This is a genomic window from Klebsiella sp. V115_8 (genome assembly GCF_029967715.1).
Taxonomy (GTDB): domain Bacteria; phylum Pseudomonadota; class Gammaproteobacteria; order Enterobacterales; family Enterobacteriaceae; genus Klebsiella; species Klebsiella quasipneumoniae.
On the sequence record NZ_JASCAR010000030.1, the window covers coordinates 63,249 to 75,213 of the forward strand.

At 58.5% G+C, this 11,965-nt stretch carries 14 protein-coding genes; 9 read left to right on the forward strand and 5 right to left on the reverse strand.

Annotated features, from left to right (window positions below):
- Positions 1 to 40 precede the first annotated feature (40 nt).
- The 4 genes from nlpI (at position 41) to mtr (ending at position 4,422) form a co-directional block, all read left to right on the forward strand.
- Entirely contained in the window at positions 41 to 925 is an 885-nt protein-coding gene (nlpI, locus tag QLG03_RS13060) for a lipoprotein NlpI (protein WP_004206169.1), read from the forward strand.
- A 104-nt stretch (positions 926 to 1,029) separates the two neighbouring features.
- Complete coding sequence (gene yrbN, locus QLG03_RS13065; RefSeq protein ID WP_085903200.1) at positions 1,030 to 1,110, forward strand: protein YrbN; 81 nt, start codon at positions 1,030 to 1,032, stop codon at positions 1,108 to 1,110.
- Positions 1,103 to 3,034 (forward strand): ATP-dependent RNA helicase DeaD, encoded by a 1,932-nt coding sequence (deaD, locus tag QLG03_RS13070; RefSeq protein ID WP_023291114.1) that lies wholly within the window; start codon positions 1,103 to 1,105, stop codon positions 3,032 to 3,034. The genes yrbN and deaD overlap by 8 nt, the downstream gene beginning before the upstream one ends.
- Positions 3,035 to 3,177: 143 nt before the next feature.
- Positions 3,178 to 4,422, forward strand: coding sequence for a tryptophan permease (gene mtr / locus QLG03_RS13075; protein ID WP_255988867.1), 1,245 nt, complete (start codon positions 3,178 to 3,180; stop codon positions 4,420 to 4,422).
- Between the two features lie 44 nt (positions 4,423 to 4,466).
- Here mtr and QLG03_RS13080 read toward each other — a convergent pair whose 3' ends face one another.
- The 3 genes from QLG03_RS13080 to QLG03_RS13090 all read right to left on the reverse strand — a co-directional run bounded on the left by QLG03_RS13080 (position 4,467) and on the right by QLG03_RS13090 (position 7,497).
- Complete coding sequence (locus tag QLG03_RS13080) at positions 4,467 to 5,474, reverse strand: LLM class flavin-dependent oxidoreductase (protein ID WP_017899898.1); 1,008 nt, start codon at positions 5,472 to 5,474, stop codon at positions 4,467 to 4,469.
- Positions 5,475 to 5,617: 143 nt separating this feature from the next.
- On the reverse strand, positions 5,618 to 6,496 hold the full coding sequence (locus tag QLG03_RS13085; protein ID WP_023291112.1) for a U32 family peptidase: 879 nt from the start codon (positions 6,494 to 6,496) through the stop codon (positions 5,618 to 5,620).
- 5 nt (positions 6,497 to 6,501) lie between these two features.
- The gene (locus QLG03_RS13090) at positions 6,502 to 7,497 is read right to left on the reverse strand and encodes a peptidase U32 family protein (RefSeq protein WP_064157962.1); all 996 of its coding nucleotides are present in this window, start codon (positions 7,495 to 7,497) and stop codon (positions 6,502 to 6,504) included.
- 221 nt (positions 7,498 to 7,718) lie between these two features.
- Here QLG03_RS13090 and QLG03_RS13095 point away from each other — a divergent pair, with 221 nt between their 5' ends.
- Both QLG03_RS13095 and QLG03_RS13100 read left to right on the forward strand, forming a co-directional pair.
- On the forward strand, positions 7,719 to 8,243 hold the full coding sequence (locus tag QLG03_RS13095; RefSeq protein ID WP_002918231.1) for an SCP2 domain-containing protein: 525 nt from the start codon (positions 7,719 to 7,721) through the stop codon (positions 8,241 to 8,243).
- A complete protein-coding gene (locus tag QLG03_RS13100; protein WP_023291110.1) occupies positions 8,237 to 8,740 on the forward strand; it encodes an N-acetyltransferase in 504 nt (167 codons plus the stop codon). The genes QLG03_RS13095 and QLG03_RS13100 overlap by 7 nt, the downstream gene beginning before the upstream one ends.
- Here QLG03_RS13100 and QLG03_RS13105 read toward each other — a convergent pair.
- Positions 8,727 to 9,017 carry a GIY-YIG nuclease family protein gene (locus QLG03_RS13105; RefSeq protein WP_032429219.1) on the reverse strand — a complete coding sequence of 97 codons (291 nt, stop codon included), beginning with the start codon at positions 9,015 to 9,017 and terminating at the stop codon, positions 8,727 to 8,729. The genes QLG03_RS13100 and QLG03_RS13105 overlap by 14 nt on opposite strands.
- Positions 9,018 to 9,066: 49 nt before the next feature.
- On the opposite strand from QLG03_RS13105, the gene QLG03_RS13110 reads away from it, so the two are divergent.
- Positions 9,067 to 9,510: a YhbP family protein gene (locus QLG03_RS13110; protein WP_023291108.1), complete on the forward strand. Its 444-nt coding sequence runs from the start codon at positions 9,067 to 9,069 to the stop codon at positions 9,508 to 9,510.
- Here the strand turns inward: QLG03_RS13110 and QLG03_RS13115 are convergent.
- Positions 9,472 to 10,008, reverse strand: a complete 537-nt coding sequence (locus QLG03_RS13115) for a type 1 glutamine amidotransferase domain-containing protein (RefSeq protein WP_004206160.1) — start codon at positions 10,006 to 10,008, stop codon at positions 9,472 to 9,474. The two genes, QLG03_RS13110 and QLG03_RS13115, sit on opposite strands and share 39 nt — an antisense overlap.
- A gap of 128 nt (positions 10,009 to 10,136) precedes the next feature.
- Between QLG03_RS13115 and QLG03_RS13120 the strand changes: the two genes are divergently transcribed.
- Positions 10,137 to 10,784 carry an NAD(P)H-binding protein gene (locus QLG03_RS13120; RefSeq protein WP_032454169.1) on the forward strand — a complete coding sequence of 216 codons (648 nt, stop codon included), beginning with the start codon at positions 10,137 to 10,139 and terminating at the stop codon, positions 10,782 to 10,784.
- Between the two features lie 75 nt (positions 10,785 to 10,859).
- Positions 10,860 to 11,900 carry a permease gene (locus QLG03_RS13125; RefSeq protein WP_023291106.1) on the forward strand — a complete coding sequence of 347 codons (1,041 nt, stop codon included), beginning with the start codon at positions 10,860 to 10,862 and terminating at the stop codon, positions 11,898 to 11,900.
- Positions 11,901 to 11,965: the final 65 nt, after the last annotated feature.

The window sequence follows — 11,965 nt, forward strand, 5'->3', positions numbered from 1 at the left end:
AACAGGACGTTCATCCAATCGTTGTCTTCGGGAGTGGGAAATGAAGCCTTTTTTGCGCTGGTGTTTCGTGGCGACAGCTCTCACGCTGGCAGGATGCAGTAGCACCGCCTGGCGTAAGGACGCCGTCCTCGCAGTACCATTGCAACCGACTTTACAGCAAGAAGTGATTCTGGCACGTATGGAACAAATTCTTGCCAGTCGGGCTTTATCCGATGACGAACGCGCACAGCTTTTATATGAGCGCGGAGTGTTGTATGATAGTCTCGGTCTGAGGGCATTAGCGCGAAATGATTTTTCACAAGCGCTGGCAATCCGACCCGATATGCCTGAAGTATTCAATTACTTAGGCATTTACTTAACGCAGGCAGGCAATTTTGATGCTGCCTATGAAGCGTTTGATTCTGTACTTGAGCTTGATCCAACTTACAACTACGCGCACTTGAACCGCGGTATCGCCCTGTATTACGGCGGCCGGGCTAAGTTAGCGCAAGATGATCTGCTGGCGTTTTATCAAGACGATCCCAATGATCCTTTCCGTAGCCTGTGGCTTTATATCGCCGAGCGTAAACTCGACGAGAAGCGGGCGCTTGAAGCACTCAGAGAGCGCTTAGACAAGTCGGACAAAGAGCAATGGGGATGGAACATTGTCGAGTTCTACCTTGGCGACATTAGCGAAAAAGAGCTGATGACTCGTCTGAAGGCAGACGCAACGGATAACACCTCGCTCGCTGAGCATCTCAGTGAAACCAACTTCTATTTAGGTAAGTACTACCTAAGTCTGGGGGACAAGGACAGCGCTACGGCACTGTTCAAACTGGCGGTCGCCAACAACGTACATAACTACGTTGAGCACCGATACGCATTGTTGGAATTATCGCTCTTGGGCCAGGAGCAAGATGACCTGGCAGAATCGGACCAGCAATAGCTGACGAACACATCAGCCCATAGTTTTTTGCTTGCCATCACCTTCGCGGGTGAGGGCGTTGTTGTTCGTTAATACACCTACTTTGAGCCGGTTCACACTTTTCAATGAAAATTACCGTAAATTTTCACGATGAGTTATGTAGACTGGCCGCCATTAATTTTGAGGCACACGTACTACATGGCTGAATTCGAAACCACTTTTGCAGATCTGGGCCTGAAGGCTCCTATCCTTGAAGCGCTTACCGATCTGGGTTACGAAAAACCATCTCCGATCCAGGCTGAGTGCATTCCGCATCTGCTGGACGGCCGCGACGTTCTGGGTATGGCCCAGACCGGTAGCGGTAAAACCGCAGCGTTCTCTTTACCGCTGCTGAACAACATCGATCCTGAGCTGAGAGCACCACAGATCCTGGTGCTGGCGCCGACCCGCGAGCTGGCGGTACAGGTTGCTGAAGCAATGACGGAATTCTCTAAACATATGCGCGGCGTAAACGTGGTTGCCCTGTACGGCGGCCAGCGTTATGACGTGCAGCTGCGCGCCCTGCGTCAGGGTCCGCAGATCGTTGTCGGTACCCCGGGTCGTCTGCTGGACCACCTGAAGCGCGGCACCCTTGACCTCTCTAAACTGAGCGGCCTGGTACTGGATGAAGCAGATGAAATGCTGCGCATGGGCTTTATCGAAGACGTAGAAACCATTATGGCGCAGATCCCGGAAGGGCATCAGACCGCGCTGTTCTCCGCCACCATGCCGGAAGCGATCCGTCGCATTACCCGCCGCTTTATGAAAGAGCCGCAGGAAGTGCGTATTCAGTCCAGCGTGACGACTCGTCCGGACATCAGCCAGAGCTACTGGACTGCCTACGGCATGCGTAAAAACGAAGCGCTGGTGCGTTTCCTGGAAGCGGAAGATTTTGATGCGGCGATTATCTTCGTCCGTACCAAAAACGCGACCCTGGAAGTGGCTGAAGCGCTGGAGCGTAACGGCTACAACAGCGCGGCGCTGAACGGCGACATGAACCAGGCGCTGCGTGAGCAGACCCTGGAGCGTCTGAAAGACGGTCGTCTGGATATCCTGATTGCGACTGACGTTGCAGCCCGTGGTCTGGACGTTGAGCGTATCAGCCTGGTGGTGAACTACGACATCCCGATGGATTCCGAGTCTTACGTTCACCGTATCGGCCGTACCGGCCGTGCGGGCCGCGCGGGCCGCGCGCTGCTGTTCGTTGAGAACCGCGAGCGTCGTCTGCTGCGCAACATCGAACGTACGATGAAGCTGACCATTCCGGAAGTTGAACTGCCGAACGCAGAGCTGCTGAGCAAACGTCGTCTGGAAAAATTCGCCGCGAAAGTCCAGCAACAGCTGGAAAGCAGCGATCTGGACCAGTACCGTGCGCTGCTGGCGAAAATCCAGCCGACGGCGGAAGGCGAAGAGCTGGACGTGGAAACGCTGGCTGCTGCGCTGCTGAAAATGGCCCAGGGCGAACGCTCGCTGATCGTGCCGCCGGATGCGCCGATGCGTCCGCGTCGTGAGTTCCGTGACCGTGACGATCGCTTCGAGCGTCGTGGCGACCGCAACGACCGCGCTCCGCGTGGCGATCGCGAAGATCGTCCGAAGCGTGAGCGTCGTGACGTAGGCGATATGGAACTGTATCGCATTGAAGTGGGTCGCGATGACGGTGTTGAAGTACGTCATATCGTTGGCGCGATCGCTAACGAAGGCGATATCAGCAGCCGTTACATCGGTAACATTAAGCTGTTCGCTTCTCACTCTACCATCGAACTGCCGAAAGGGATGCCGGGCGAAGTGCTGCAGCACTTTACTCGTACCCGCATCCTGAACAAGCCGATGAACATGCAGCTGCTGGGCGATGCGCAGCCGCGCACCGAACGTCGTGGCGGCGGTGAACGTCGTGAAGGCGGTCGTAGCTTCGGCGGTGAGCGTCGTGAAGGCGGTCGTGGCTTCGGTGGCGAGCGTCGTGAAGGTGGTCGTGGTGATGGTCGTCGTTTCAGCGGCGAACGTCGTGAAGGCCGTGCGCCGCGTCGTGACGATGCATCCGCGCCGCGCCGCGATGACTCTGCCGGTCGCCGTCGCTTCGGTGGCGATGCGTAATTAACGCAGCCCGCTAGCGTAAACTAAATAATACAGCCCCGATCGTCATGATTGGGGCTTTTTTTATTTCTTTTGTACTCGTGTACTGGTACAGTGCGTCACACCCATCGTGGGAAAGTATTTTTGACTGGAGATTTCGGTAAATGGCGACACTAACCACTACGGCAACCCGTCCGTCCCTGTTTGGCGGCGTGGTGATCATCGGCGGCACGATTATCGGCGCGGGCATGTTCTCGCTGCCGGTGGTGATGTCCGGCGCGTGGTTTTTCTGGTCGCTGGCGGCGCTGGTCTTCACCTGGTTCTGCATGTTGCACTCCGGTCTGATGATCCTCGAGGCCAACCTTAACTACCGGATCGGCTCCAGCTTCGACACCATTACCAAAGATCTGCTCGGTAAGGGCTGGAACCTGGTCAACGGCGTGTCGATCGCCTTTGTGCTGTATATTCTGACCTACGCCTATATTTCAGCCAGCGGCTCGATACTGCATCATACGTTTAGCGAGATGTCGCTGAACGTACCGGCGCGGGCGGCGGGTTTTGGCTTTGCGCTGCTGGTGGCATTTATCGTCTGGATGAGCACCAAAGCGGTGAGCCGCATGACGGCTATCGTGCTTGGCGCCAAGGTGATTACTTTCTTCCTGACCTTCGGCAGTCTGCTGGGGCACGTCGAGCCGACGACGCTGTTTAACGTCGCGGAAAAGAACGCCTCCTATGCGCCATACTTGCTGATGACGCTGCCGTTCTGCCTGGCCTCGTTTGGCTACCACGGCAACGTGCCGAGCCTGATGAAATACTACGGAAAAGATCCACGTACCATCATCCGCTGCTTAACCTACGGTACGTTGCTGGCGCTGGGTCTGTACGTGGTCTGGCTGCTGGTGACGATGGGCAATATCCCGCGCCCGCAGTTTATCGACATCGCGCAGAAGGGCGGCAACATTGATGTGCTGGTGCAGGCCCTGAGCGGGGTGCTGAACAGCCGGAGCCTGGATCTGCTGCTGGTGGTGTTCTCTAACTTTGCCGTCGCCAGCTCGTTCCTTGGCGTCACGCTGGGGCTGTTCGACTACCTGGCGGATCTGTTTGGCTTTGACGACAGCGCGCTGGGGCGCTTTAAAACTGCGCTGCTGACCTTTATTCCGCCGATGATTGGCGGGTTGGTGAAACCCGATGGCTTCCTCTACGCCATCGGCTATGCTGGCCTGGCGGCGACGATCTGGGCGGCGATTGTACCGGCGCTGCTGGCTCGCGCCTCGCGTAAACGCTTCGGCAGCCCACAGTTCCGCGTATGGGGCGGAACACCGATGATTGTGCTGATCCTGCTGTTTGGCCTGGGCAATGCGGTCGTGCACGTTCTGTCGAGCGTTAATCTGCTGCCGGTTTACCAGTAAGAGGCTTACCCGGTGGCGCGACGTCCACCGGGCCTGGATTTTGATTAACCCAACAATTCCTCTTTCACCTGCATCGCTAAATCGAAAGAATGCAGGCGCGCCTGGTGGTCGAAGATCTGGCCATTGACCATGATTTCGTCCGCCTCGGTTTCCCGCAAAATCGACTCCAGGCCGTGGCGGACTTTGGTTTTATCACCCACCAGCGACATGCGCAGCGCCTGCTGCACGCCATACTGCTCGGACGCTGACCACAGCTGATGCATATTTTCCACCGGCGGCGGCAGCTGTCCGGTTTCGCCGCGACGTAGCTTCACAAACGCCTGCTGCATGGAAGTGAAGAGAAACTCCGCATCGCGGTTGCTGTCGGCGGCGATGATATTAATGCACACCATGGCATACGGTTTTTCCAGCCGCGCTGAGGGCGTAAAGTTGCTGCGATACAGGTGCAGGGCCTGGAACAGCATATCCGGCGCGAAGTGCGAAGCGAATGCGAACGGCAGGCCGAGCTGCGCCGCCAGCTGGGCGCTGTAGAGGCTTGAGCCCAGCAGCCACACCGGAATTCGTTCGCCATAGCCGGGAACCGGGCGCACGTGCGGGTTCGGATCGCGGGCGTCAAACCAGTCCACCAGTTCCGCCACATCGCGCGGGAAGTTATCGACATCGCCGCTCATATGGCGACGCAGGGCGCGCATGGTGGGCTGATCGCTGCCCGGCGCGCGGCCAAGGCCGAGATCGATGCGTCCCGGGTAGAGCGTATTGAGCGTACCGAACTGCTCGGCAATCACCAGCGGAGAGTGGTTGGGCAGCATCACCCCGCCGGACCCCAGATGCAGGGTGGTGGTATTGGCCGCGAGATAGCCAATGAGCACCGAGGTCGCTGCGCTGGCAATGCCGACCATATTGTGGTGCTCCGCCAGCCAGTAGCGGTGATAGCCGCGCGATTCGGCCAGCCGGGCGAGATCCAGAGAGTGGGTAAAGGCTTCTTTAGCAGAAGATCCTTGCGGGATCGGCGCCAGATCGAGCACCGAGAACGGAACAGATTTGTCAGTCATAAAGGCTCACTTTGCTACAGCATCGTCATCAGATTGAAGGTCTTCTTCCAGCCTGGCGCATCCAGGACGCGCCAGCCAGAAAAGCTGCATCTTTAATAATGCATTAAAATCTGAGCACTGCTGTTAACAAAGTGAGCGGTTTATCAGGCCTGCAGCGCCAGCCCAGGCAGCCGTTTCCAGTAGCCGTTGCAATCGCTGTTGCCGGTGAGCGCCAGCGGCGCAGCGCCGTTTTCATTGGCGCGGAAGGCGTCGAGCATGGCGAAGGTCTCGTTGCCCATCGGCGACAGGCGCACCATATCCACCAGGCCGTGCATGGACGTCAGCTCATTGCCCAGGTTGTAGACATAGCCGCTCATGGTCTGGATACCGTTGAGCACGAACACCTGCTGGTTCTCCTGGGACAGCATGCTGCGCCCGGTTGGGTACTTGATGCAGCAGGTCTCGCACTCATCCTTTGGCCGATCTTCCGAGCGGGCGGTAAAGCAGCGGGCGGAATAAGCCAGCGGCAGATGGCCGTAGCTCAGCACTTCGACTTCAAACTGATTGCGAATACCCAGCTCTTCGCACTGGGTCAGTAAATTAGCCAGCCAGTCGCGGGAAAGCTCCACCGGCATGCACCAGCGCACCATACCTTGCTTAAGCAGCAGACGCAGAGTGACGGCGTTGTAGCAGTTCAGCGCATGCCCGGCGACGAACGGCAGCTTGCGTTCGGCGCAGAGGTTCACCACGCCCAAATCGCTGGCCTCAATCAGGAACTCACCGTTATCGACATAGCGCTTCAGCTCGCCCAGTTCAGAGGAGGCCTGCACCAGCGCGAGGGTAGACAGCACCACCTGCTTGCCGCTGCCGGCCAGCGCTTTCGCCATCTCGATCCAGTCGCCGACTTTGGTGGCGCGGCGTTTGCTGCACACCGCTTCGCCGAGATAAATGGTGTCGGCGCTGCAGTTTGCCGCCTGCTGGTAAAAATCTTCCAGCGTCTCTTTTGGCCAGTAGTAAAGCACCGGCCCTAATGAATATTTCATGTTTCTCACTGCCATTTACGGTGATAGGCGCCAAGGGTGGTTTGTGTCCCTTCGGACATGGAGCCAAGGGTTTCCATCCATGCGGATTGCGGCACGAAATTCTGCGGATCGGCTTTGCAGCGATCGATCGCCTGGCGCCAGACTTTCGCCACTTGGGTGACGTAGGCTGGGCTGCGCTGACGGCCTTCGATTTTCACTGAGGCGATATTGGCGGCCATCAGCTCCGGCAACAGTTCCAGAGTGTTGAGGCTGGTGGGCTCCTCCAGCGCGTGATAGCGCTCGCCATCGACCAGGTAGCGGCCTTTACACAATGTTGGGTAGCCCGCGTTTTCCCCATCCTGATAGCGGTCAATCAGCACCTCATTGAGACGCGATTCCAGCCCCTGCTGGGTTTGCTGCCAGCGAACGAAGCGCGCAGGCGAACAGGCGCCGACGGTGTTGGGCGATTCGCCGGTCAGGTAGGAAGAGAGATAGCAGCGGCCTTCCGCCATGATGCACAGGCTGCCGAAGGCAAAGACTTCCAGCGGCACCGGCGTGGCGCGGGCCAGCTGTTTCACCTGGTGAATAGATAACACCCGCGGCAGTACGACGCGCGCCACGTCGAAGTTGCGATGATAGAAGCGAATGGCCTCTTCATTGGTGGCGGAAGCCTGTACCGACACATGGCGTTCTATATGCGGATAGCGCTCCGCGGCATACTCCAGCATGGCGATATCGGCCAGAATGAGCGCATCGGCGCCCAGCTGAGCCGCCATATCCACCGCGCGCTGCCAGCGGGCGTAGCCATCGGGGTGAGCGAAGGTGTTGATGGCGATATGCAGCTTACGACGGTGCTGATGCACAAAGCTGACGGCTTCCTGCAGTTTCTTTTCGGTGAAATTAAGGCCGGCAAAGTGGCGGGCGTTGGTGTCATCTTTCAGCCCGATATAGACGGCATCGGCGCCGTTTTCGATGGCCGCCTTAAGCGCCGGAAGGTTACCGGCTGGGCAGAGCAGCTCCATAATTTTTCCTGAAAAATGCGGCCCGTCAGGGACGCTGAATGGTTAACGAGCAGGGATTTTAGTTAACCTTCTGGTGACAATTTTTGATTTGAGGCAGTTAAAAGTGTATTGGCGGCGCCAATAACTGGCTGCCGTCATCGCGTTTTTGTTGATTTACGCCGCTATGTTGTTTATGTGATATGGCACAATAGCGGCACAATTGCATTCATGGAGTAAAGCTTGTGTTGGATAAACTGCGTTCCCGGCTGGTCCACTTTGGCCCGTCTTTAATGAGCGTGCCGGTTAAGCTGGCGCCTTTTGCCCTCAAGCGCCAGGTGCTGGAGCAGGTGCTTAGCTGGCAGTTTCGCCAGGCGCTGGCGGAGGGTGAGCTGGAGTTTCTCGAGGGGCGCTGGTTAAGTATTCATGTGCGTGACATCGGTCTGCTGTGGTATACCTCGGTAGTCGATGGTCGCCTGGTGGTCAGCCAGCAGGCCGACGCCGACGTCAGCTTCAGCGCCGACGCCAGCGATCTGTTAATGATCGCCGCGCGCAAGCAGGATCCGGATACGCTATTCTTCCAGCGTCGTCTGGTTATTGAAGGCGATACGGAGCTGGGGCTGTATGTAAAAAATTTGATGGACGCCATTGAGCTCGAGCAGATGCCCAAAGCGCTGCGCGTGATGTTGCTGCAACTGGCGGATTTTGTCGAAGCTGGACTGAAGAGCCCGCAGAAACCTGAACAGACATCGGTAGGTGAGGCATGCTGATTCGAGTGGAAATTGGGATTGATGCACCGGGAATCGACGCGCTGCTGCGTCGTACCTTCGGCCGCGATGCCGAAGCGCAGCTGGTGCACGATCTGCGTGAAGATGGACTGATCACGCTGGGGGTAGTGGCGACGGATGATGAAGGCCAGGTGATCGGCTACGTTGCCTTCAGCCCGGTTGCGGTGGAAGGTGAAGAGCTGCAGTGGGTCGGCCTGGCGCCGCTGGCGGTGGATGAACGCTATCGTGGACAGGGTATTGGCCGGCAGCTGGTCTATGAAGGGCTGGATTCGCTGAATGAGTTTGGCTATGCCGCGGTGGTGACGCTGGGCGACCCGGCGTTATACCGTCGCTTTGGTTTTGAACCGGCCGCGCGCTTCGATCTCCGCTGCCGCTGGCCGGACAGCGCGGAGGCGTTCCAGGTGCATCGCCTGGCGGATGACGCCCTCGAAGGCGTCCACGGTCAGGTCGAATACAGCGACCACTTTAATCGTTTTTAAGCCTTGCCAGCAAGGTTTCAACGGTATCCTCTCCGGCAACGAGGCGCTCTTTTTCGCGCTTCGTTAGCTGCTTAATGCGGTATTCCAGCCGCAAAGCAAGTGAGTGTTCACCAACTTCATGACTAAAGGCCAGTCGCAGGTCGCCTTTGCCGCGCAACGCCTTCGCGCCTTTCCCCGCCTGATGCTGGCGAAAGCGGCGCGGCACATCGGTGGTGATGCCGGTATAGAGGCGATTATCCGCGGTTCGAATGAGATACAGAAACCAGCACACGGTCACAAAGTCACTATGGTAAGGTGTATGCACCATAGCATAACGGAGAATAAAGATGGATACGCTTGCCGCCATTGGCCGCTGGCTGAGTAAACAGCACGTCGTCACCTGGTGCGTCTCCCGTGACGACGAGCTGTGGTGTGCGAATGCCTTTTACGTCTATGACCCGGATACCGTGGCCTTTTATCTGCTCAGCGAGGAGCACACCCGCCACGGCCAGATGACCGGCGAGCGGGCGAAGGTGGCCGGGACGGTCAACGGTCAGCCCAAGACCGTGGCCCTGATCCGCGGCGTGCAATTCCAGGGCGAGATCCGTCGTCTGCGCGGCGACGAAGAGGCGCGAATGCGCCAGCGCTACGTCAAGCGCTTCCCGGTGGCCCGCATGCTGTCAGCGCCGGTCTGGGAGATTCGTCCGGACGAAATCAAGTTTACCGACAACACGCTGGGGTTCGGGAAAAAGCTACACTGGCGGCGCGATGCCGGCGCCGAGCAGGCGTAGCGCTTCGCGATTGAAGGCCGGCAGATCGTCCGGCGTTCTGCTGGTGACCAGCTGTTCGTTATCGACCACCACCTCCTGGTCGTAAAACTCGCCCCCGGCGTTTTTCACATCCACCACGATCGGTTTTACCGCCGTGAGCTTGCGCCCGCGGATCACATCGGCGCTGATCAGCAGCTGCGGGCCGTGGCAGATGGCGAAGACCGGCTTCCCGCCGTTGACAAAATCGCGCGTAAAGGTGACAAAGCGTTCATCCCCGCGCAGCTGGTCCGGGGAATAGCCCCCTGGCAGCAACAAGGCATCAAATTCACCCGGTGTGACGTCATCAATGGCCCGATCGATGGCGACCTCTGCTTCTCCCTGTTTACCCTTCACCGTCTTGCCAGCCTGCTTTTCGATCGTCACGACCTGATGCCCGGCGAGCTTAAACGCCTCGGCGGGAGAGGTAAATTCAGAATCTTCAAAGTCGTCGGTAATGAGCACGGCTATCTTTTTACTCATGCTTCCTCCGCTGTCTGGATGGTCAATGAGGTAATTCCATGATGATGGTGGATACTTACCTTGTAAGGTATTAAGCCTGGAACATGAGCGCGAAAGTGCAAGGCAGAGAATTCCGTAAAGGAGAATCAATGAGTCAGGTATTATTGACCGGCGCGACCGGGTTAGTTGGCGGTCACTTACTCCGGCTGCTGCAGAATGAACCCCGCATCAGCACCATCGCCGCCCCGACGCGTCGCCCACTGGCGCCGGCGGAAGGCGTGTTTAATCCGTACGATCCGCAGCTGACCGATGCCCTGGCGCAGGTGGTCGACCCGGTCGACATTGTCTTCTGCTGTCTGGGAACGACGCGCCGGGAAGCGGGAAGTAAAGAGGCCTTTGTCCATGCCGACTTTACGCTGGTTGTTGATACGGCGCTGACCGGCAAACGGCTAGGCGCTCAGCATATGCTGGTGGTCAGCGCGATGGGCGCTAACGCCCACTCGCCATTTTTCTACAATCGGGTGAAGGGGGAAATGGAGGCGGCGCTGATCGAGCAAGGATGGCCGCGGCTGACCATTGCCCGGCCGTCGATGCTGTCAGGCGAGCGGGAAAAAAAACGGACCAATGAGACCTTCCTCGAACCGCTGTTCCGACTCTTACCGGGGAACTGGAAATCCATTGCGGCCCGCGACGTGGCGATTGCCCTGCTGGAGGAGGCGCTGTCGCCCACTCACGAAGGGGTGCAAATTCTGTCATCGTCCGAGCTGCGGGAGCGCGCCGCGCGGCAGGCGGAATAGCGGTTTGCAAACGCAGGCTTCCGGCGTAGTATTCACGGCTTCAATTCATATCCACATTTCTTGCTGGGGAATGCTATGGCTGGTCAGTCTTCATCTCAGGCGGCGTCACCATTTCAATGGTGGAAACCCGCGCTTTTCTTTCTCGTCGTGATTGTCGGCCTGTGGTTCGTCAAATGGCAGCCGTACTACGGGAAAGCCTTCACTGCGGCGGAAACCCACAGTATCGGTAAATCCATTCTCGCCCAGGCCGACGCTAATCCGTTAAAGGCGGCGTGGGACTACGCGATGGTTTACTTCCTTGCCGTCTGGAAAGCGGCGGTGCTCGGCGTGCTGCTCGGGTCGCTGATTCAGGTGCTGATCCCGCGCGACTGGCTGCTGCGCACCCTGGGGCAATCGCGTTTTCAGGGGACGCTGCTGGGGGCGATTTTCTCGCTGCCAGGCATGATGTGCACCTGCTGCGCCGCGCCGGTCGCGGCCGGGATGCGCAAACAGCAGGTGTCGATGGGCGGGGCGCTGGCGTTCTGGATGGGCAATCCGCTGCTCAACCCGGCGACATTGGTGTTTATGGGCTTTGTTCTGGGCTGGCAGTTTGCGCTGGTTCGCCTGGTGGCGGGCCTGGCGACGGTGCTGATTGTCGCAACGCTGGTGCAGAAATGGGTAAAAGAGGCGGCGACGCAGCCTGCCGTGGTGCCTGAAGCGCAACCGGAAGCGGCCCAGGGCGGTTTCTTTAGCCGCTGGCTGCGGGCGCTGTGGACGTTGTTCTGGAACACCATCCCGGTTTATATCCTTGCGGTACTGGTGCTGGGGGCGGCGCGCGTCTGGCTGTTCCCGCACGCTGATGGCGTGGTGGATAATACCTTGTTCTGGGTCATCGCGATGGCGATCGCCGGCTGCCTGTTTGTGATCCCTACCGCGGCGGAAATTCCGATTGTCCAGACGATGATGCTGGCAGGGATGGGCGTCGCGCCGGCGCTGGCGCTGCTGATTACGTTGCCGGCGGTGAGCGTGCCGTCGCTGATTATGCTGCGCAAAGCCTTCCCGGCCAAAGCGCTGTGGCTGACCGGCGGGCTGGTGGCGCTGTGCGGCGCGATTGTCGGTGCGCTGGCGCTGGTGTAGTGTGCTGTAAACGTACGGATAGCCGGATGGTGTGCCGGGCGGCGCTACGCCTAACCCGGCACATA